15 protein-coding genes and 1 riboswitch are annotated in these 23,119 nt (G+C 41.4%); of the genes, 11 read left to right on the top strand and 4 right to left on the bottom strand.

Annotated features, from left to right (window positions below; all coding sequences use genetic code 11):
* Positions 1–76: 76 nt before the first annotated feature.
* A complete protein-coding gene (locus tag D7322_RS04900; protein ID WP_108632063.1) occupies positions 77–811 on the bottom strand; it encodes an SIMPL domain-containing protein in 735 nt (244 codons plus the stop codon).
* 93 nt (positions 812–904) lie between these two features.
* Between D7322_RS04900 and D7322_RS04895 the strand changes: the two genes are divergently transcribed.
* Positions 905–3,733 carry a S9 family peptidase gene (locus tag D7322_RS04895; RefSeq protein WP_121121847.1) on the top strand — a complete coding sequence of 943 codons (2,829 nt, stop codon included), beginning with the start codon at positions 905–907 and terminating at the stop codon, positions 3,731–3,733.
* 171 nt (positions 3,734–3,904) lie between these two features.
* Positions 3,905–6,094 (top strand): glutamine synthetase III family protein, encoded by a 2,190-nt coding sequence (locus D7322_RS04890; protein WP_121121845.1) that lies wholly within the window; start codon positions 3,905–3,907, stop codon positions 6,092–6,094.
* A gap of 95 nt (positions 6,095–6,189) precedes the next feature.
* Here D7322_RS04890 and D7322_RS04885 read toward each other — a convergent pair whose 3' ends face one another.
* A complete protein-coding gene (locus D7322_RS04885; protein ID WP_183078603.1) occupies positions 6,190–8,640 on the bottom strand; it encodes a TonB-dependent receptor in 2,451 nt (816 codons plus the stop codon).
* Positions 8,641–9,046: 406 nt separating this feature from the next.
* On the opposite strand from D7322_RS04885, the gene D7322_RS04880 reads away from it, so the two are divergent.
* The 5 genes from D7322_RS04880 to D7322_RS04865 all read left to right on the top strand — a co-directional run bounded on the left by D7322_RS04880 (position 9,047) and on the right by D7322_RS04865 (position 15,142).
* Positions 9,047–11,023 (top strand): FUSC family protein, encoded by a 1,977-nt coding sequence (locus tag D7322_RS04880; protein WP_183078602.1) that lies wholly within the window; start codon positions 9,047–9,049, stop codon positions 11,021–11,023.
* Positions 11,024–11,168: 145 nt separating this feature from the next.
* A riboswitch (SAM riboswitch) is annotated at positions 11,169–11,281 on the top strand.
* 10 nt (positions 11,282–11,291) lie between these two features.
* Positions 11,292–11,426, top strand: a complete 135-nt coding sequence (locus tag D7322_RS29075) for a hypothetical protein (protein WP_262707622.1) — start codon at positions 11,292–11,294, stop codon at positions 11,424–11,426.
* Between the two features lie 113 nt (positions 11,427–11,539).
* Positions 11,540–12,850: an O-acetylhomoserine aminocarboxypropyltransferase/cysteine synthase family protein gene (locus D7322_RS04875; protein ID WP_104382377.1), complete on the top strand. Its 1,311-nt coding sequence runs from the start codon at positions 11,540–11,542 to the stop codon at positions 12,848–12,850.
* Positions 12,851–12,877: 27 nt separating this feature from the next.
* Positions 12,878–13,921: a homoserine O-acetyltransferase family protein gene (locus tag D7322_RS04870; protein WP_121121839.1), complete on the top strand. Its 1,044-nt coding sequence runs from the start codon at positions 12,878–12,880 to the stop codon at positions 13,919–13,921.
* A 39-nt stretch (positions 13,922–13,960) separates the two neighbouring features.
* The gene (locus D7322_RS04865) at positions 13,961–15,142 is read left to right on the top strand and encodes a homoserine dehydrogenase (RefSeq protein WP_121121837.1); all 1,182 of its coding nucleotides are present in this window, start codon (positions 13,961–13,963) and stop codon (positions 15,140–15,142) included.
* Positions 15,143–15,287: 145 nt separating this feature from the next.
* On the opposite strand, the gene D7322_RS04860 is transcribed toward D7322_RS04865, so the two are convergent.
* Complete coding sequence (locus D7322_RS04860; RefSeq protein ID WP_121121835.1) at positions 15,288–17,630, bottom strand: GH92 family glycosyl hydrolase; 2,343 nt, start codon at positions 17,628–17,630, stop codon at positions 15,288–15,290.
* Between the two features lie 326 nt (positions 17,631–17,956).
* Here D7322_RS04860 and D7322_RS28885 point away from each other — a divergent pair, with 326 nt between their 5' ends.
* Both D7322_RS28885 and D7322_RS28880 read left to right on the top strand, forming a co-directional pair.
* The gene (locus D7322_RS28885) at positions 17,957–18,598 is read left to right on the top strand and encodes a hypothetical protein (protein ID WP_245971255.1); all 642 of its coding nucleotides are present in this window, start codon (positions 17,957–17,959) and stop codon (positions 18,596–18,598) included.
* Positions 18,570–19,046 (top strand): glucosidase family protein, encoded by a 477-nt coding sequence (locus D7322_RS28880; RefSeq protein ID WP_245971254.1) that lies wholly within the window; start codon positions 18,570–18,572, stop codon positions 19,044–19,046. The genes D7322_RS28885 and D7322_RS28880 overlap by 29 nt, the downstream gene beginning before the upstream one ends.
* 61 nt (positions 19,047–19,107) lie before the next feature.
* Here the strand turns inward: D7322_RS28880 and D7322_RS04850 are convergent, their stop codons facing one another.
* Positions 19,108–19,842 carry a GntR family transcriptional regulator gene (locus D7322_RS04850; protein ID WP_121121833.1) on the bottom strand — a complete coding sequence of 245 codons (735 nt, stop codon included), beginning with the start codon at positions 19,840–19,842 and terminating at the stop codon, positions 19,108–19,110.
* A gap of 98 nt (positions 19,843–19,940) precedes the next feature.
* On the opposite strand from D7322_RS04850, the gene D7322_RS04845 reads away from it, so the two are divergent.
* Positions 19,941–21,278, top strand: a complete 1,338-nt coding sequence (locus D7322_RS04845) for a sugar porter family MFS transporter (protein ID WP_121121831.1) — start codon at positions 19,941–19,943, stop codon at positions 21,276–21,278.
* Positions 21,279–21,339: 61 nt separating this feature from the next.
* Positions 21,340–23,088 (top strand): class I mannose-6-phosphate isomerase, encoded by a 1,749-nt coding sequence (locus D7322_RS04840; RefSeq protein ID WP_121121830.1) that lies wholly within the window; start codon positions 21,340–21,342, stop codon positions 23,086–23,088.
* The last annotated feature ends 31 nt before the right edge of the window (positions 23,089–23,119 follow it).

Genomic DNA, 23,119 nt, shown 5'->3' with positions numbered 1-23,119 from the left:
GAAAAAGAGAAAACTTTTTAAGCAAATTTCCCACCGAAATCAATAGTCTACTGAAATACAGTCAAATAATTTTTCGTTAATTACTCAAAAAGCTCGCCTTAACCGTTATATTCGCTGTTTTCTTCCGCGAAGTTGTATTAAAAGCACCTCCAGAAGAGTATTCTTCGTTATCATTTTGACCCGTTATCTGGAAAATTCCAAGATCAGCCTTTACCAGACTACCTAATCCCGCATTCGATTCTTTGGCAATATTATCCGCACGCTGATGGGCGTTTTTTGAAGCTTGGGAAATAAGTTCCAGCTTTAGATCTTCCAGCTTTGAGTAATAATAGTTCGGAGTGCTTGAGCTCAGCTCTATTCCTTTTGAAATCAATGTCGATATTTCTCTGGAAGCATTGTCCACCTTATTCAGGTCTTTGGATTCCACACTCACGGTTTGTGACAATGTATAACCAGAAAAGGTATTATACCCATTGCCCTTCCCGTCGGTATGGTATTCAAAGTCTTTGGCGATATTTACGGCTTCAAAACGAATCTCACCTACCTTGATCCCCTGCTGCACTAAAAAATCGCGTACCAGGTCACGGTCGGTTGCCAATTGGGCCGAGGCAGCACTTAATTCGAAATTCTTTCTGCTAAATGTGGCGTTCCATTTTACCAAATCCGATTCGAAGTCCTTCTTCGCATTGCCATTTACCGTAATCGTCTGTGTTGATTTAAATTTATATCGATAAGCATTGCCCAATATCCATGCGGTCAGCAACACAACGACGCCCACAATGACAGAAACAATAATAGATGATGATTTCATAACCAGTTTTTTATGTTTACGTAACAATGAATATACCAAAAAATCGTCAATTTTTTATTTTTTATAGATAAATTGCGACAAAAGAATTTAAACATGAATAAGAAAAATATCTGTATACCATTCTGTTTTCTTGCTACTTTAGCTGTCCATGCACAAAAGAAACCGTTGGATCATACGGTATATGATAGCTGGCAAAGCGTATCATCTCCCTATATCAGTAAATCCGGCAAATTTGTCCTCTTTCAGGTTGCTCCGCAAGAAGGCGATAGCCATCTCTATTTGAAAACGAAAGAAAACAAAGCCTTGGTCCAGATTCCGCGAGGCTACAATGGGAAACTGACCGATACAGAAAATCATTTGATCAGTCTCATCAAAGCGCCTTTTACTGCAACACGCGAGGCTAAAATCAAAAAGAAAAAAACCGAGGATTTTCCCAAAGATTCCCTGGCAATCTATAATTTAACCAGTTCCTCCCTTGTCAAATTTGGATCAGTCAAGTCCTTTAAGATTGCGGAACAAAACAACAATTTTGTTTCCTTCCTTTTTGACAAACAGGCGAACGAAAAACCAGATTCTTCCAAAAATCCGGCAGATTCTACTCAAAATACAAAAAATACCACCGATAAAAAGAAGAAAACAGTAGCGACACTAGCGTTATATGACCTCAATTCCGGCGATTCAGTCCAATTCACTTTGGTAGATCAATATGAATGGAACAAAAACGGAACAAAACTCGTCTTTTCAAAAAAAACGGATGCGAAAGACAGCTTATCTAAAGAGTCTGGTGTTTACCTGTATGATATAGCTACTAAAAATCTGAAGAAAATATCAACGGGCAAAGGTGAATACAAAAGTTTCAGTTTTGATGAATCGGGTAATCAATTGGCTTATTTGGGAGATCTCTCCAAGGAAAAGGCGCTGCTCAAAAATTATAATCTGTATTATTATGCCAATGGTATAGATACAGCACAGTACCTGGCAACGAAAAATAGCACCGGCATTCCCAAAAATTGGGCTGTCAGTGGCGATGGGAATATCCGCTTCAGCAAAAATGGCGAAAAACTTTTCTTCGGCATCGCCCCGGTGCCGCGTGTCAAAGATACGACATTAGTCGATTTTGAACATGCTAAAGTCGACGTATGGGGCTGGCAGGATGACTATTTACAACCCATGCAACTGGTTAACTTAAAAAAAGACCTTTCCAAAAATTTTTTAGCGGTCACCTACCCCAAAAACAATCGTACTGTTATTCCATTAACGGATGAAACGTTCAACTCCACAACACTTACGCCGGATGGAAATGCAGAATATGTTTTAGCACGTACAGATTTTGGCAAGCGGATCGAAAGTCAGTGGAAAGGCGGTACAAAAGAAGATATCTACCTTGTTTCAACACGAAATGGCCAACGTGAACTTATTCTTTCTAACTTTTCCGGAAATGTAACCTTAAGTCCAGATGCAAAATATGTCGTTTATTTTGACGAAGAAAAAGGGACCTGGAATTCGTACCAGATCAATTCAAAGAAAAAGACCGTATTAAATGAAGGCATTCCAGCATCTTTTGCAGATGAAGAGAACGATATGCCTACACCGGCACAAGGCTATGGCATGGCTGCCTGGAGCCCTGATTATAAAGGTATCTATGTCAACTCACGCTATGACATCTGGTATTTTACACTGGATGGAGCCAATACATCCATACTCACCAACGGTTATGGTGCAGCTTCCCGAACAACATTACGTTATCTGCCGCTGCGACGTGAAGAAGACCGCGATCAGCCATTGACATTGGATTATAAAAAAGGTGGATTCCTGACATCATTCGACAACAAAACAAAGGAATCTGGTTTTTATCAGTTTAAAGGTCAGCACAACGATCCAAAACCCCTTTTTGTTGAACCAAAGTCATTTAAAAATATAAATGCCTCAGCTGATCAACAAACCGTTCTTTACACAAAAGAAGATTATGTCAGTTCGCCGAATATCTATATCAATAGTATTAAGTTCAAAGACGAATTGAAGCTGTCGGATATTAACAGACAGCAGGCAAACTACAATTGGGGTACTGCCGAACTCGTGCATTGGACCACACCGGCAGGTCATCAGGCTGAGGGTATTCTTTATAAACCAGAGAATTTTAATCCAGCAAAGAAATATCCGATCATTGCTTATTTTTATGAAAAGCTTTCAGACGGTCTCTATACCTACCAACCACCGGCCCCTACTCCTTCGCGGCTAAATATCCCTTACTTTGTGAGCAACGAATATTTGGTATTTGCGCCGAATATCAGCTACGAAACCGGACATCCGGGAAAATCAGCTGAGGAATATATCAATTCGGGCATGCGTTATTTAGCGCAGAACTCTTGGGTAGATAGCACTAAAATGGGCATTCAGGGACAAAGCTGGGGCGGTTATCAGGTCGCACATCTGATTACGCGCACCAATATGTATGCTGCAGCATGGACCGGAGCTCCGGTTGTCAATATGACTTCCGCCTACGGAGGAATACGCTGGCAGTCGGGTATGTCACGTCAATTCCAATATGAGCATACACAGAGCCGTATCGGAAAAACCCTATGGGAAGCGCCTGAACTGTACCTGGAGAATTCGCCGCTGTTCCATTTAAACAAGGTAAACACACCTGTTGTAATTATGGCCAACGACAACGACGGTGCCGTGCCCTGGTACCAAGGCATCGAAATGTTTACCGCATTGCGTAGACTAAACAAACCGGTCTGGATGTTGAACTATAATGGCGATGAACATAATTTAATGCAACGACAAAACAGAAAAGACATACAGATCCGCGAGCAGCAGTTCTTTGATCATTACTTAAAAGGTGCTCCAGCGCCAAATTGGCTAAAGAAAGGAGTACCTGCCACCTTAAAAGGAATAGACTGGGGACTGGATTACAACTAAAAACATGTAAAATAGGTCGATTTATTTAAATCGACCTATTTTTTTTGACCAAAAGCCAACCACAAATACATATTTTGTAAAAAAAATCAAAAAAAATTTCAGTTTTCCGTAAAAACACAATATTTTTGAAAAACAAAATCAACAAAACTGTAATTTAATTATAAAATACAAATGTCGAACCTAAGATTCAAAGCAGTAGAGGCAGCGGGCTCACGCCAGATTGCACAATTTGAAAAAGTTGAAACTAAAAAAGCAACTGACATCTACGGAAAGAACGTTTTTTCCGTGAACAAAATGAAAGACTACCTTCCTAAAAACTCATATAAGGAGTTAGTTGCATCCATTGAAGAGGGACAGATTATTTCTAGAGATCTAGCTGAGCACATTTCGCAAGCGATGAAAACTTGGGCCCTTAATCATGGCGTTTCCCACTACACGCACTGGTTTCAACCTTTGACTGGTTCGACAGCTGAAAAACATGATGCATTTTTCGAACCTGACGAAAATGGCGAAGCAATCGAAAAATTCACTGCAGATGCTTTAGTTCAACAAGAGCCAGACGCTTCATCCTTCCCTAATGGCGGTATCCGTAACACATTCGAAGCAAGAGGATATACAGCGTGGGATCCTTCTTCACCAGCATTTATCTATGAAACCGGTGCTGGTAAAACACTTTGTATCCCTACGGTATTTGTTTCTTATACCGGTGAGTCATTGGATTATAAAGCCCCTTTATTGAAAGCAATCAATGCTGTTGATAAAGCGGCAACTGAAGTCGCACAATATTTTGATAAATCAATCACGAAAGTAAACGCTTCTCTTGGTATCGAGCAAGAGTATTTTTTAGTTGACCTTTCCTTATACAATGCACGTCCTGACCTTCAATTGACCGGCCGTACCTTGTTCGGCCATATGTCTGCTAAAGGACAACAATTGGAAGATCATTACTTCGGCGCGATTCCAGAGCGTGTATTAGCCTATATGGTTGATCTGGAAAACGAGGCATTAAAATTGGGTATTCCATTAAAAACCCGCCACAATGAGGTTGCACCGTCACAGTTTGAATGTGCACCTATGTACGAAGAGATCAACTTGGCAATTGACCACAATCAATTGTTAATGAATTTAATGGAGCAAGTTGCTTTGAGACACAACTTCAAAGTACTGTTACATGAAAAACCATATTCTGGTGTAAACGGTTCCGGAAAACACAACAACTGGTCTTTGATTACCAATACGGGCATCAACCTATTGTCACCGGGCAAAACACCTAAAAATAACCTGATGTTCCTGACATTCTTTGTCAATACCATCAAAGCCGTATTTGAAAATGCAGATTTAATGCGTGCATCTATTGCTAGTGCCAGCAATGACCACCGTTTAGGTGCAAACGAAGCGCCACCGGCGATTATCTCGATCTTCTTAGGTTCTCAATTAGATGAATTGTTAGAAGAAGTTGAATCAGCCCGTGTAGCGAAGAAAGTAAAAGCTGAAGCAAACTTGTGGCACGGCATCCCTAAAGTTCCAGAATTGAAGCTGGATAACACGGACCGTAACCGCACCTCACCTTTCGCATTTACCGGTAACAAGTTTGAATTCCGCGCTGTAGGTTCCTCAGCAAACTCTGCCCTACCAATGACGGTATTAAACGCCATCGTTGCTGCACAACTAATTGAGTTTAAAGCAGAGGTAGACAAACAGATCAAAAAAGGCACGAAAAAAGATCTTGCAATCTTAAATGTTGTCCGTAAATACATCAAAGATTCAAAAGCAATCCGTTTTGAAGGAAATGGATACAGTGAAGAGTGGGAAAAAGAAGCTGAAGCACGTGGTCTTTCAAACATCAAATCTACCCCTAAGGCATTAGATGTTTATGTAAAAGAAGAGTCATTGGCCCTATTTGAGTCATTGGGTATCTATACAAAACGTGAATCAGAAGCCCGCCATGAAATCTTGTTAGAAAACTTCTACAAGAAACTTCAAATTGAGGCCCGTGTGATTGAAGAAATGGTCAATAATCAAATCGCGCCTGCATGTTTCACTTACCAAAATGAATTAATCGAAAATGTAAAAGGTCTTAAAGACCTAGGACTTGCTCAAGCAGCATTTAGTTCACAGCTGAATTTCGTGGAGCGTATCTCAACACACGTAAACACCATTCTGGAGCAAGCTGAAGCCATGCGTCAAGAACGTAAAAAAGCAAACCAGATCGAAGATGTACGTGAACGGTCAATCGCTTATGACGAATTGGTAAAACCATATTTTGACGTGATCCGTTACCATGTCAACAAATTGGAAAAAATCGTTGACGATAAAAAATGGCCTCTTCCAAAATTGAGAGAAATATTATTCTTAAGCTAATATCGCTTTATACAAAAACAAGAAGAGCATTCCAGCCGGAATGCTCTTCTTGTTTTATATACCGACAGTTGATTTGAACAAAACCCTACCGGCCGCTATTTTTTCAACCGGTTATCCTCATCATTATTTCCGGCCCGCTTATCCACGGATTTAATATTAATGTTTCCGAAACGGTAAGAAAGTGAAAGCCGGATCACTCTACTATCATATCCATTGCGAATGCGATAATATCCGTTTTCTTGAACACTGGACAACCGCCGTTGGCCTCTGGTATTCAAAATATCGTTTACCGCCAACTTGACATTCAGCTTTTTGTCGAAAAATGTTTTCCCTGCTCCAAGATCGACCCCATAGTAAGATTTAAAGCTAAATACACCATAAACAGCCGGAGAGAAATAATTGGCGGTCAGCTCCAAATTGGTTGTCTCTCCAATACGGATATCGTGATTGGAGCTCACCTGAAAAGATAGTTTTTCCAGTTGCCGCTGAGCACCCGAACGCTCATCAAAATTATATTTGCTATAAAACGCAGTCACGTTGTTGGAAGTAGTCCACCATTTAAGCACTTTAACCGGTATATTGATATTCATATTATAATAGTCGAAATAGGTCAGGTTTCGATCTGTCTGTGCAATGGCCTTGGTTTCTGAATTGCTCTCAATTACCTGGGTGATCGCATCGTTTGTCCTCTTGTAGCCAAGGCTCAACAAATAACGCTCCTTAAAGGTGTAATTCAGCTCGTAAGAGTTGGTATATTGTGGATTCAAATAGGGATTACCGTACTGATAGGTGTATTGATCCAGGTAGTAGATAAAGGGATTCAGTGCACCATAATCCGGCCGGTCTATTCTTCGGCTATAACTTAGACCAAGCTTATGATTGTCGTTGATCTGTTGCTGTATAAATACCGTGGGGAAGAAATCCGTATAATTACGTTTTGTCTGCTGCCCTAAGGTTACTGAATTGCCCAATGAACTTGTATTTTCAACACGGAGCCCCGTTTGTACAGAGAACTTTCCAAAGGATTTATTCAAGGTAAGGTATGCCGCCGCAATGTTTTCGTTATATAAAAACTGATTACTCTGATCTTCATTTGGGACGAATTCCCCGGCTGTGTTTTGATCCTCATAGACCAGGTTATTATCTGTTTTCACACGGCTGTATTTTAAACCTGCTTCGAATTTTGTCGTTTTATCAAAGGGATGGATAAAATCAGTTTTGAAAACTAAAATTTTGGTGTTGGATAACATATCGTTTCGGAATACATTTGGCGCCTTAAATTCCACCCAATTCGGATCCAGAAAACGATTTTTCATCATGCTGTTATCGTGATTTTTGGAATAGGAATAGTCTGCATTGGCTGTTAGTTCAGTCCCCAGGGTATCGAATGTCTTTTTGTAATTGAGATTATAAGCCAGGTAATGATAGGCAAAATCCGAAAAGTTACTTCCCTGTACTACGGAGTCCAATTTTCCTTTTTGTGAAGCAATCAGATTATCCCCTTGTCGTGTTGAATTGCCGCTGCTGACATTACCATTGACAACAAAACCCAACACCTGCTGTTCGCCGAGGTTAAAATCAGCAGCAAATTTAAAATTATGCGCACGATAACGAAATTTCGAGTAAGAATCTGAATTGAAATAGGTGGTCCCCATTGAATCACTGACAGAGCGATCGATTGTTAAATCATTAAATCCTAAACTGTTATTATAATTATAGGAAGCGAAAATATTCGCCCAACTATTTCGATGATTGACTAAGAAACCGCCGTCACCTTTCGTATATTTCCCCTGCCCCAGATTCAGATTCAGGCTAACATTGCTGCCAAATTGTGTATTTTTTTTGGTTTTGATATTGATAATGCCTGCATTACCGGCAGCATCGTATTTAGCCGGTGGATTGGTAAGCACTTCAATTGATGTAATTGAATTTGAAGCCGTATTTTCCAGCAGTCGGCTAACTTCATCCGCCGAAAGATAAGTAGGCTTGCCGTCAATCATAATAATTACGTTACTTTTTCCGCGGAGATTGATTTTCTTATTATCCAAAGTAACCCCCGGAACTTTTTGCAGGAGTTCCAATGCATTGTTCCCCGTCGCTAATATACTATTTTCCACATTCAGCACAATTTTATCAATTTGACTTTCAATCAAAGGTTTCTTACCAACAACCTGAGCCTCGTTCAGCACTTTTGATACGGGCACTAAACGAATGGTGTCCAAAGACAATATTTCACTTTTTTTTAGGGTTATTTCACTGGAACTGTAAGTCGTATACCCCACCGCCGAAACCTGCATCGTATATTTACCTTCGGACACTCCCAAAAATTCAACACCTCCATTCTCCTTAGACACAGTCCCTTTCAGCAGGATACCCCCGGGATTACGGAGCAGTGAAATACTCGCCCCAGCAAACGGTCCGCCATCTTGGCCGACCACAACCGCATTTAACTTTCCGTCACTCGATTGCGCAGAAACAGTCCCCAAAAAGGAAAATAGCATGATAATAGTAGCGAATAGGAGCAGTTTATTTTTATTTAGTTTCATAACATAATTTCTTTTTTCCATCAATTGGATCGTCATTGTTTATTTAGATGACAACAAACATCGTGTATTCATTACACCTTGACCAAGGGAAATAGACGTATACCCAAAAATCGTCGGCGGATGGCTAAATAACCTCGGTAAATTGCTTTTCAGGTTTTCTCGACCACGGCATATTTTTCATCCCCCAAAAAATATCGGTACATTTTTTCAGGGCGTCGGAGAACAAGATTGCATATAGCACCTGTTTCAAAATAAAAATTTAAAAAAACAATAGTATTCAAAATAAATAAAATGAATACACAAAATATTAAGCATAATATTTGTATTTTTGTATCGAAAATTAGTAAACTGATTGATGGGTTTTATATCATTAAAGAAAAGATTCTACCGTATTTATAGCCAAGTTATGCGATTTATCCAAGGTGAACACTTTGGTGATGCCTTGCGTAATGTCTCCATCAGTATTCTTCCAAGTCTGACCATCTATTTATTGGGCACTCCCGCAGGCACTGCCATTGGTATTGGTGTCGGCTCCTTGTTAACGACACTGACTGATCCTCCCGGTAACCGAAAGGATAAACTATGCTCAGCCCTGGTATGCATTCCAACTTTCTTTTTTGCGTCATTTCTTACAGCTTACTTCTTTCCTTACCATTGGCCTCTGGTCATTCTGCTGAGTTTGGCGGGATTTACTTTTACGTTATATGGTTTGTTCGGACCACGATATGCTGCTATCGGCAACATGACTTTGATCTTAATGAGTTTTGTCATCGGTCTAGCTCCAAAACATCCCTGGGCGGTCGGCCTGCAAATTACGACTGGCGCAGCGATTTACTATGCTTTTAGCCTGCTACAGGCTTATATAAGACCCTACCGCTCCTTGAAGCATGCAATGGCAAATGGTTTTCAGGGCTTATCTCAATTCCTGCTGATCCGTGCCCAGTCCTATGACCCCAACATTCCGCTGGACATTACATACAGTCGCGTGGGCAAAATCCACGGTCAGATCAGTGAGCAACAGGAACAGATCCGTTCATTGCTGTTCCGCGAGAAAAGAATTATTGGTCATCAATGGCCCAAAAGTAATTATTGGCTGAGTCAGGTTTATGGTCTCATTGATCTGCATGAACTCATCATCGCACTCGACCATGACTATGATGCAATCCGCAAGAATCTTGCAGATACGGGTAGCCTCCCTATAATCCGTCGTGCAATAAAATTATTGGCATTAGAAATTGATAGCTTTTCACAACCACATATCAGATTCCGATATGCACAGCAATTGTATTACAATACAATTAAACTGAATGAACTCCTGACCGAGCTTAAAAACATTCAGCAACAACAAACCGGTCCAGCCGGCCCTATCCTACGGTCTATTATCACCAATATGGAGTCTATTCTTGAGGTACTGCGTCGAATCCAGGTTGCTTTTTATCAGAATCAGGAAATTCAGGACAAAATAGATACAGCGGAATATCAACAATTTATCAATCGCCCCTTGGGCAGTCTAGGTGAGATTAAAAACAAACTTCACCTTAAAAATCCGCTGTTTCGTTTTGCGCTACGTATGGCCCTACTTTTTGGTATTGGTGCATTGATCGGCATTTTGTTTCTGGATTTCAAATATACCTATTGGATTTTGCTGACGATCGCTATCGTAGCAAGACCAGCATTTTCGATGACCAAAAGCCGCAACATTGAACGGATTGTAGGAACATTTTCAGGTATTTTGATTGGCATCTCCTCCCTAGCATGCTTTGAGAGCCTCCCCTTCTTGTTGAGTCTATCAGCAATTGGTCTTTTTGGCTTTTTTCTATTCAACCGATCCAATTATATGGTTAGTGTTATTTTTATTACATTGGGTGTTGTCATTGCGCTAAACCTATTTGAAGGTAATATCAATCTTATTTTGGGTAGCCGTATGGCTTTTACATTGGTGGGTGCATTTCTGACCATTGCTGGATACTTCTTGATTCCCGTTCGCCAAAGCTCAAGCTTAGTGCATCTGGCTAGGGAGGTTGCAAGTTACAACCAACATTACTTCCAGATGATCAACCAACGCCTATCGGACAATCTACAGAGCTCTTTTGACATCCGGTTGGCGCGAAAAAAGGCGCAAACAGCAATGGCCCTATTTTCGGACTCCATCAACCAAATGAAAAAAGAGCCTGAACACAAATGGATAGATTGGTCCCATATTCACCATTTTCAGGCACTCTCCTATCGCGTCAATTCGCATCTTGTCGGACTTTCCATTTCCATCAGTAAAAAGAATCCGGAAGTCGTACACAACGACATTTATAGTCGAATAGATGAGTTAAAACCGCTTTTGACAAATTTGGATCAAATTGCGGAACATATCGCGCTCGCTAAAAGGTAGTAGAAGAGCGATGGCGAAGATGTATTTATTAGATAGTTTTAATTAAAAAAATGATTTTCTTTTGCATTAATAGAAAAGAAGTTTATATTTGCAATGTCTTCAGATGAAGATTTCTAATCAACACCTTCCTTAATCAGCAGGTCTTGATTTATAAAGAAGTGGCGAGAGACTGGCTCTATGACCCACTGGCAACCTTCAATTTGGTTGAAAAGGTGCCAAATCCTGTCCAAAGCAATATCGTTTTGGAGCATATAAATGAAATAAGACAATGATTATTACATTACAGAAAACCATCAACAATCTAGGTTTGTTTCAGACAAACCCGCTAACAGGTAAAGAAGCGACATATAGCAAGGTCATGTCTATGCGAATGCGCATGCATACGCACCTTCCAACTTGTTAAGAATCATTTTCCTTTTTCCCGGATCACGATATTAGCAGACCTTTTCAACAGGTGTGTATGCTTTCTTTTTTTCTTATGAATACTTTTTTTGAACCCTTAAAATCTGATATATTATGTCTTCCAACAAAAATCTAAAATTCGAAACCTTACAAGTTCACGCGGGTCAAGTGGCAGATCCTACTACTGGATCCAGAGCTGTACCTATATATCAAACTTCTTCATTTGTCTTTGAAAATGCCGAACATGGAGCCAACTTATTTGCGCTGAAACAATTTGGCAATATCTATACGCGGATCATGAATCCCACGACGGATGTTTTCGAACAACGTATCGCGGCACTAGAAGGCGGAGTTGCGGCATTAGCAGTTGCATCCGGACAGGCAGCACAATTTATTGCGTTAAACAATATCCTTGAAAATGGAGATAACTTCGTGGCAGGCTCTAATCTATACGGCGGTACATTCAACCAGTTTAAAGTTGCTTTTAAACGATTAGGTATCGAAGCACGTTTTGCCACAGATGCCGAAGCCGATAAAATTGAAGCACTTATTGACGATAAGACGAAAGCCATTTATGTGGAAACGATCGGAAATCCGAGTTTTAACATCCCTGATTTTGAAAAAATAGCGGCTGTTGCCAAAAAATACGATTTACCGCTAATTGTCGACAATACTTTTGGTGCCGGTGGTTACCTGTTCAAACCACTGGAATATGGCGCCCATGTGGTCGTTGAATCTGCAACAAAATGGATTGGCGGTCATGGAACAAGTATCGGCGGTGTCATCGTAGATGGTGGAAACTATAATTGGGGCAATGGAAAATATCCACAATTCTCTGAACCATCCGAAGGTTATCATGGTTTGGTATTCTCAGAAGTATTCGGTGAAAAGGGACCTTTTGGCAATATTCAGTTTGCTATCCGCGCCCGTGTTGAAGGTCTACGTGATTTTGGTCCGGCCCTTTCGCCATTCAATTCCTTTTTACTACTACAGGGACTTGAAACATTGTCCTTGCGTGTGCAACGCCATGTGGACAATACCTTAGAGGTTGCCAAATGGCTTGAGGCCCACCCTCAGGTAGAGAAGGTAAATTATCCAGGATTAAAAAGTTCACCAAGTTTTGCCAATGCACAAAAATATCTCAAAAACGGTTATGGTGCTGTCCTTTCCTTCCAGTTGAAAGGTGATGCTGCTCAAAAAGCAAATGCTTTTATCGACAGCTTGGAACTTATCAGTCATTTGGCCAACGTAGGTGACACCAAATCATTGATTATCCATCCATCAGCAACAACACACCAGCAATTAAGTGATGCGGATCAGGCCAATGCGGGTGTATTTCCGGGACTGTTGCGCCTTTCAGTAGGGATAGAACATATTGATGACATTAAAGCTGACCTGCAACAGGCATTCGAAAAGATCAAATAATCAAATGCATTCCTAAATTTAAACATCATGAGCAGGCATATTTATCAGCATCAGGAGCCTTTTGTATTTGAAAACGGCAGGGAGCTTATCGATTTACAGATCAGCTATGAAGTATTTGGAGAACTGAACGCAGATCGCAGCAATGTAGTTTGGGTTTGTCATGCCTTGACAGCGAATGCCAATGTGCTGGACTGGTGGCCGGGCCTTTTTGGGACAGATGACCTGTTTAATCCCAATGACTATTATATCGTGTGTGCGAATGTGATTGGTTCGCCCTATGGAAGCAGCAATCCCCTATCCATCAATCCGGCAACAGGTCAACCATATTACCTTTCTTTTCCCGAATTTACGGTAAAAGATCTTGTCAATGCCCATCAATTGCTCGCAGCACATCTGGATATCAACCAAATTGAAGTTTTAATCGGCGGATCACTGGGCGGTCAACAAGCTTTGGAATGGGCCGCTTCCAAAACGATTGCCATCAATCAACTCATCGTTGTCGGTACAAATGCAGTGCATTCCCCTTGGGGCATTGCCTTTAATGAAAGTCAACGTTTAGCCATCACAGCAGACCGGACTTTCTATGCCAATCATCCGGATGGCGGCGCGAAAGGGCTGAAAGTCGCGCGTTCGATCGCGCTGTTGTCCTATCGCAATTATATCACCTATGATCATACACAAAGGGATACCGATGACAATAAAGTAAATGATTACAAAGCTGCTTCTTATCAAAATTATCAAGGTGAAAAATTGGTTAAACGCTACAATGCGTACAGCTACTTTTACCTGACAAAAGCGATGGACAGCCACAATCTGGCCCGCGGAAGAGTATCTCTGGAAGCAGCGCTCGCTGGTATCGACTGCTCAACATTGGTATTAGGTGTCAATACAGATATATTGTTCCCCATTGATGAACAGAAATTTATTGCCCGACATATTCCCAATGCCAGCTACCGGGAGATCGAGTCGAGCTTCGGTCACGATGGCTTTTTGATCGAGACCAAAAGGCTGTCAGCTATTATCCATAGCTTTTTAGAAAATAAGAAGGAGTATATCAACGAATTAGTATAAGAGAAGTAAACAATAATATAAGAGCATACAAGAAGAAATATGAGTAATAAATTAACGATAGGGATGTTTGGATTTGGTGTTGTCGGCCAAGGTCTCTACGACATTATCAAAACCAAAAATCTGAATCTGGAAATCAAGAAATTTGTCATTAAAAATGCGGATAAAAAACGTTCACTGCCCGCTGAACTATTTTCAACTGATGCGGAGGCGATTTTGGATGATCCGGAAATCAACACGGTTGTCGAATTGATCGATGATGCAGAAGCGGCCTATAGGCTTACTGTACGTGCACTGAAATCAGGCAAAAATGTAGTATCCGCAAATAAAAAAATGATTGCCGGTCACCTTGAAGAGCTAGTAGATATTCAACATGAATATGGAACGAGCCTGCTTTATGAGGGAGCCGTCTGTGGAAGTATACCTATTATCCGTAACCTGGAAGAATATTACGACAATGAGCTCCTGCATTCGGTCAGCGGTATCTTTAACGGATCTTCCAACTACATTCTTTCCAAGGTTTTCAACGAAAACCAGCTTTATGCGGATGCATTAAAAAAAGCACAGGAACTTGGCTTTGCAGAAACAGATCCTACGCTTGACGTCGGTGGATATGACCCTAAATTTAAAGTCTGTATTGTCGCGTCACACGCCTATGGGATCTATGTTAAACCAGATGATGTATTCAACATTGGTATCGACAAATTAGGCCAACAGGATATTCGTTTTGCTAAAGAAAAAAACTTTAAAATCAAATTGATCCCTACGGCCAAAGAGATCGATGGCAATAAAGTTGTGCTTTATGTACTGCCTCGTTTGGTAGGCAAAGAAAGCATATTGTATAACGTAGAAAATGAAAATAACGGTGTGCTGGTCAAAGCTGCATTTGCGGACGAACAATTCTTTTACGGTAAAGGCGCCGGGGGGCATCCGACAGGTTCTGCAGTACTGTCCGACATTGCAGCACTACGTTATGGCTACCGCTATGAATATAAAAAGCATTTAGAATCCAGTGCCTTAAATTATAGCCAGGATTATCTGATCAAGGTCTATTTAAGATACACGGACGATCAACTGATCGAAAAATTAAATTTCAGTGAGATCACCGAAAGGTATTACGCAGCAGATTTCAAATATGTAATTGGCCACATTAATCTTCAACAAATTGCTGCCCATAAGGCTGATTTGGACCGAGAGGGCAATTTCATTGCAGAGATCGCGTAGGCAATCAACAAACCAACCTACCTACGGGGTGTCCGATCATTTTGGACACCCCCATTTTTTATTTTATATACGTTCCAAAGGTTTTTTGAAATGTGCTATCCGGTGCAGAATTTTCATTTGCTCTTCAGAACTCTTCGTCTACCACTTAGTTTCCACGCGCATTACTTTTTAAGCTCAGCGTCATGACACCACCTTTAACCAGTTGGTCAACGGGAAGTTGCCATCCGGTCCAGGCTTTATTATTCAGTCGGATCTGATCAACATAATAGCTATCCGGGGCCTCTTTTTCAACCTGAATCGTGAATTTATTTTTTCGTAATGCCTTGGGAAGCTGTATGGTAATTTTATCAAATAAAGGCGCGCCGATCTGAAATGCCGGATTTTCTGTCGTTAGACTTCTTACGTCGAATAACCCGATCCCCGATAAAACATACCAAGCCCCCAATTGTCCCTGATCTTCATCCTGTCCATAGCCATAACCGTGTATAGGATCAGTACCATAAAATTCATTTGAAATCGCCCGCACCCATTTTTGGCTCAGGTCAGGTCTCCCTGAGAAATAAAACAACCAGGAGATATGCAAGTTGGGCTGATTTCCATGGTTATATAAGCTTTCAATTCCAGCAAAGGCATCGATATGGGTTCCACCACCAAAAACATTCTTTTGTGATACTGTAAATATACTGTCCAAGCGTTGATTGAATAGATCCTTTCCGACGAGCTTAACCAATTCCTGCGGAACATGTGGCACATAAAACGTATACTGCCAGGCGTTTCCCTCCTGAAAACCACGCCAAGGTTGATAAGGATTAAAATTTGGAATAAATTTCCCCAAACTGTCTTTTGGCCGCATGAACTTAGTCGATGGATCGTATAATCCTTTCCAGGCAGTTGAAAGTTCATGAAGTTTTTTGTAGTCTGCATCACGGCCCAGTGATTTTGCATATTGCGCTGCAGCTGCGGCCGAAAATGCATATTCCAAGGTATGGGAAGCACCAAAAGGTGATCCAGTGGTCAATAATTCGGGACTACTGGTATTGTCCTGAATATAGGGAGAATAACCTTTATCGACAAATACCCCAACATCAAGCTTCCCTGCTCCCGGAATGCGCCCCTGTGATTCTAGTTCATTTTTCCGCACAGCTTCATAGGCAAAATTCGTGTCGTAATTCCGGATCCCGACATTATAGGCAGCAGCAATCGCCAATCCCGTAAAATTGGTACCCACACCGGAGACATATTTACTATTGGCAATACCGTCCCCAAGCCAGCCCGCATCGCGATATACCAGGAGTTGGCTCTGTACCCAATCGTTGTAATAATCAGGATAGGCTATGGACCAGAGTTGTGTCAGGTTCCAAAATGCCCCCCAGATCGCATCGGTATTATAGTGCTGATGTATAGGTTTTCCTTGCGCATTTAACGCAATCTGGCCTACTGAGCCATCATTTTTTGGATAAGCCCCATTGATATCACTGGCAAGGCCCCGTCCAAGTAAGGCATGATATAATCCGGTATAAAATTTAACGCGGTCCTCTTTTTTACCACCTTCCACCAATATCCTTCCCATTTCATTATTCCAGGTCTTCAGTGCTTCGGATTTCGTTTTATCAAATGTCAGCCCCTTTGCCTCATGCTGCAAGTTTAACCGTGCGTTATCTACAGAGGTATAGGACAAACCGGTTTTGATGGTGATGGATTCATCCGACCCTGTATCGAATCGCAAAAACAGTCCAGCTCCTTTCCCCCTTATGTTCTTCTTTTCCTCAAAAATCGCGTCGTCCTTAAATGTCCCGTAAGATTTTGGTCGCTTGCTGACTTCTGCAAAGAAATACATCTTTACAGTAGCGCCTTGTTGATATTTTTGGACATATACCGGGTTTGTCACCACGTATCCCCATACACATTGATTTTCGTAATTTACTTCAGCATCGACCACTGGCCCGCTCTCGCCCATCACATGTCCAATATCAAATATTAGGTTGGCCGCATCTGTTTTCGGAAAGGTATAACGATGGAAGCCGACCCTTTTTGTCGCCGTTAGTTCGGCAAGGATTCCGTAATCTTTCAGTTTCACCCGATAATAACCTGATGTGGCAAATTCATCTTTTTTATCAAATGATGAGCGGTAGCCACTTTGCGGCTGTTCCAGTTTACCCGGAGTCGTTTTGAGTTCACCTACTGATGGAGCGAAGACAATTCCCCCGATCTGAAACTCATGAAAATTAGCAAAGCCTTCGATTGAGCTGTGTCTATCGTCATAGCCAACAGCTTCCCAACCGGACTTATTGCCATAACTTCCATTTGTGCTTGGTGCTAATTTGGCCATACCAAAGGGTACTGCCGCCGGCGTATAAAAAAAATACCGGCTATGCACAGATCCAATATTAGGTCTTACCAAGGTAGTTAAATCAGTTTTCTGCTGCCCTGGCGCAGGTAGCACACTGGATAACATGCAGAAAAAATAAAATATAAGATGCTTAGCCATCGTTGTCAATTAGGTTCAAAAACAAACATACAAAAAATAAAACTATGTATAAACATGAAAGCAAAAAGATCATTAAAAAAAATAGACAGAGGCAGGTCAAAATAGCACAATATTGTAATAATTTAATTACGAATTTAATTACACCTCATTAAAGGCCTTATACAGCAGTTATTTTTTCACCTTTGTTTGTACATACATAATAAATAATAACCAAGAAGTTTTAAGTCAGAAAAATCAATCCAAATTGAATGCGCTGGAAATAATCTAACGAACCATTGCGATTGGACTACTGAAATGCATAAACACTTCAATTAATAAAAAGTTCCATGAGAAGAAACCTAACGTTTTTCGGTCTTACGCTTATCTTTTTTAGCAGCGGTCTGTCTGCGCAGCAAAGAATCCCATCGAAAGGAGACCAACTTAAGCTTGCGCAGACCATTTTAGCCGATCCGAAGTTAAAATATGTGGATAGCCTAGCCAGACAGGTCATCAAAGAAGGATTTAATGCCGGAAGTGGCTATTCGCAGATATGGGCACGGGACCTCAATACGTTTATTGAAACGGCATTGGAAGAAAGACCTGCAGCAGATGTTCGCGGGGCTATCCTATTGTTTTTCCAGATGCAACAACCTAATGGTGAAATGGTAGACGGCTATGTGCTCAAGAAAGATTTCACCTGGCATGATGATACACCTTATTATTCGAAAAATGCACCCGATCATGTCGGCTTTAAAAATACTGTCGAAACCGACCAAGAGACTTCGCTGATTCAGCTACTGAGCAAGTATATACAGAAAACCAAAGATTATGGCATTCTTGACGAATCCATTGGTGGACTTTCGGTCAAAGAACGCATACAGCTGATGTTGAACTACCTCAGGCGAGAACGGTTCAATGCGACATACGGTCTCCTCTGGGGCGCCATGACAGCCGACTGGGGTGCACTCTCGTCTACCAAAAGGCTTTGATGAAAATCAAATCCATTACCATGGAGGTACGGCAATTGCGATCGAAGCCGGACTGCTTAAACGAAACGAAATAAAAACGGTAAATAGACAGATGTTGGAAAATGTCCGTTTGTCGGGTATGCCGAGCATAGGTCTTACACTCTATCCAACCTACCCAGCCGGCTTTTTCAAAGGTTGGATGGCAGAGCCTTATCACTATCAAAATGGCGGGGACTGGACCTGGTTTGGCGGTAGAATGATCCAGCAACTAGTACGCAACCGCTTTTATCAGGAAGCCTACGACGAGTTAGGGCCAATGATTGATCGTGTGGTGAAGAACAAAGGTTTTTACGAATGGTACGGCAAAAACGATGTGCCGAGCGGATCGGGCAAATTCAAAGGCTCGGCAGGTGTATTGAGCAAAGCAATCGCACTACTCCGTCAATGGGCCGCAGAAACGGCCGAGTAGCCACATTCAATCTACGGATGAATTGATCCAGTAGCTTATGATAACTGGATCAATTCTTCTATTAATAATCTCTTCGACTCTCCACGGTATAGGTAAAGCTCTCGGCGCGATAGAATCCCAGATTATATTCAATTGGCTTTCCGGACTGATCGAAAACAAAACGTTTGCGCGATAAGATCGGGTCACCAATATTGATTTCGAGTTTGTCTGCGATAAATTTATTGGCTGCAACGGCGTCTATTTCTTCTTGCGAAAGATCAGCAACAACATGGTAATCGGTCTCCAATATTTCATAGAGCGGACGTTTAAAATCTTCGTCACCTGTCAGTCCAATACGAGGATGAAAATAAGATGTAAAATAGACGAACGGATCATCTTTTTTACCACGTAACCGTTCCAGCTTTAATAGCTTTTGATCTTCATCGACCGCAAAAAATTTTGTAATGGCCTTATCGGGCACTACCCAGCTCACATGAAGCTCAAAATTCTTAACCTCGATACCACGGTTTTTCATTTCTTGTGAAAAACTTAGCCAATTTTTGGATTTCGAACTGAATTTGGTGCTTGCAACCTTTGTACCGATACCTTTCTTCCGGATCAATAGCTCCTCATAAACCAGCTTATTAATCGCCAGACGCAGAGTAGAACGGGAAATAGCCAGACGTTTGGCTAGCTCTATTTCATTGGGCAACATTTTCCCCTCAATATATTCCGGTTGTTTTATTAACTCCCGCAGTAGATTTTCTGCTTGTATATGCAGTGGGACTGGACTTTTGTGATCTATTTTTAAATTCATTACATGATATTGCTTAGGCTAAAGTAAGATTTTTTGGATAATTAAAAAAATAAATATATGTTTGTATGTATATACATATAAAACTAATAAAACCAGCTATGTCTAAAAATTTTATCCTTATTTTATGCATTGTTTCACTGGGAGGTCTGCTTTTTGGCTTCGACATGGCTGTTATCGCCGGTGCTTTACCGCTTGTGAAGGCATTTTTTGGATTATCTCCCGTGCAGGAAGGTATTTTTGTTAGTTCAGCACTGGTCGGATGCATTATTGGTGTATTCTTTACGGGCTCTTTTACGGACAAATATGGTCGTAAACAAGCCTTTATCGTTGCATCGTTGCTTTTCTTATTATCAGCAATTGGCTGCGGATTCAGTCCTAATTATACTGTATTGATCGCGAGCCGAGGTATTGGCGGACTAGGTGTTGGTATAGCTTCTATTGTAGTTCCTCTTTATCTTGCTGAAATATCCCCCAGTAAATTCAGGGGCAGATCGGTTACCTGTTATCAATTGGCGATTACATTTGGTATTCTGATTGCCTATATTAGTAACTATTTCATTCTTCAATTCCATTCATTGCCTCAGGCGGAGCTTTGGCGTGGCATGTTTCTAGTTGGGGCAGTCCCCGCCGTCCTACTTAGTTTCGGGGTTTATTTTATTCCTGAGAGTCCCCGCTGGCTGGCCAAAATTGGGCGGGACGGAGAGGTCGCAGCTATTCGTACCAAACTTGGTTTAACGGATCTGTATGATTCACCAAGCCCGGCCAAGGGAAATATGAAGGAGCTGTTTTCTCCCATCTACCGCAGCGCATTTTTCTTAGGTCTATTTTTACCCTTATTTTCTCAACTGAGCGGAATCAACGCCATCGTCTATTACGGCCCAAGCATATTGTTGGAATCGGGTATTTCCTTAGCAAATTCTTATCATACACAATTATTTTTTGGTGCGGCGAACGTACTATTTACCTGCTTTGCCATCTGGAAAGTAGATCATTGGGGAAGAAGACCCTTATATATTTTAGGGACATCGGGGGCCACCATTAGTCTGATTGTAACGGGATATCTTTTCAGTCAGGAACAACCAAACAATGTTGCATTGATTGGATCCATCCTGCTCTTCCTTTTTTTCTTTGCTTTTTCTATCGGCCCGTTAAAATTTGTGGTCGCGGCGGAAATATTCCCAAATGCCATACGGGCAAGGGCAATGGGAATAAGTATTATGGTGATGTGGATTTCCGATGCGATTGTCGGTCAGCTGACTCCTATTTTGCTCGCATCTTGGGGAGCGAGTTATACCTTTTGGTTATTTGCTTTTTTCTGTGCGATAGCTTTTATCGTTGTGCTGGGATATTTACCGGAGACCAAAGGCAAACCTTTGGAAGAAATCGAAAAATATTGGATTGAAAAATCAAAGAAAAAGCAGAATAACAACGTATAACTTCGTTCAATACCCGCTATTATTTTAGTCATTTTTTTACATACGCAATAAATAACATCCTATGTATTCCAATACTCAAACAACATCTTTTCAATACGACATCTTACCTACATTTCCAGTTCAGGGCAAATTGTCAAACTCTTATCATGAGTTGGTCGATCACCTGATCCAAAATCATATACACTGCATAGATGGATTTGTTGGCGTAAATTGGGAAACACCGATGCAGCATATCCAGCAGGAATTTGTTAAGCGAGGATTAACGGCGCGATTTGTTTCCATAGAAACAGCATTGCTCCCTGAAGCAGCGATCGAGGAGAAAGTGGCTCCTTATCTTGGCGGTAATGATCCTTTATTCGGAAAAAAAACACCACTCGAACTGATCGCATACTTTGATACGGTCAAATTGGCTACACTGCGGGGAATGCTAAACCAGGCTACCGACAATGAATACCTTATTTTTTATGGCCCCGGAGCAGCATTCCTTGACGTATCAGGTCAAGTGATGTACATCGACCTGCCCAAAAATATCCTTATTCAGCGGATGCGTGCGGGACTGGCCGGGAATCTGGCCTGTGCGAAACAAACAGATCAAAAAGAGCTTTATAAACGGTATTACTTTGTCGATTGGGAACTCCTAAACCGACATAAGCGGATGATATTATCACGCGTGGAGATTCTTGCCGATCAACAATCCGCTGAAAATCTACCTTGGATCTTAGGAAATGATTTAAAGGCAACTTTGCATGTAATGTCTAAAAATTACTTTCGGGTAAGGCCAACATTCGAACCCGGAGTCTGGGGCGGGCAATGGATGAAAGAACATTTAACGGGTATTGATCAACAGGTCAAAAATTATGCGTGGTCTTTTGAAATGATTGTCCCCGAAAACGGCATTTTACTTGAGAACAATGGGCAAGTGCTCGAAATTTCATTTGATCAACTGATGTTTCAGGAAAGTTCAAATGTCCTGGGCGCTGCGCAGCCACGGTTTGGTGTTGAGTTTCCAATCCGGTTTAACTTTCTGGACACTTTTGATGGCGGCAATCTTTCCATTCAGTGCCACCCTAGTCCAAGTTATGCCAAAGCCGAATTTGGTGAAAATTTCACACAGGACGAATCCTATTATATTGTTGACAGAAAGGGTGATGCACAGGTCTACCTGGGATTTCAGGATGATATCGATGCGGAAAACTTCCGTGCTGTTCTTGAACAGAGCTTCCATACGGGCGAACCGATCGCCATCGACAGGTACGTTCAAAAATTTGAATCGCAAAAGCATCAGTTATATTTAATTCCCCACGGTACGGTGCATTCTTCAGGGACAAATAACCTTGTACTGGAGATCAGCGCCACCCCCTACAACTACACGTTTAAGATGTACGACTGGGTACGCCCCGATTTAGACGGTAAGCCACGTCCATTAAATATCGACAGGGCTTTCGCCAATCTTAATTTTAACCGAAAGGGTGATGTTGTCAAAGACACGCTCCTGTCCCAACCAAAGGTTTATACACTCGATGACCAAACATCAAAAGTGCATTTGCCGACACATGAAGATCATTTTTATGATGTTTACAGGTACGAATTTATGGACGAGGTGAAGATTGAGACAAAGGGCCAATGCCATATTATGATGCTCGTTGAAGGGGAAGCGGTAGAACTGACAACTGCCAATGGCATGAAAAAAATCTTCCATTATGCCGAGACATTCGCCGTTCCTGCAGCTGCGAAATCCTATTCGCTCCGAAACTTGGGAACTGCTCGGGCGAAAGTAATACAGTCTTTTGTCAAAGACCATAAATGTTAATAATAAGTACACAACGATAGAAAAAACAGCA

The organism is Sphingobacterium puteale, assembly GCF_003627955.1.
Lineage (GTDB): Bacteria > Bacteroidota > Bacteroidia > Sphingobacteriales > Sphingobacteriaceae > Sphingobacterium > Sphingobacterium puteale.
The sequence above is the reverse complement of the archived record's forward strand: the minus strand, read 5'-3'. Positions and strand labels throughout refer to the sequence as shown.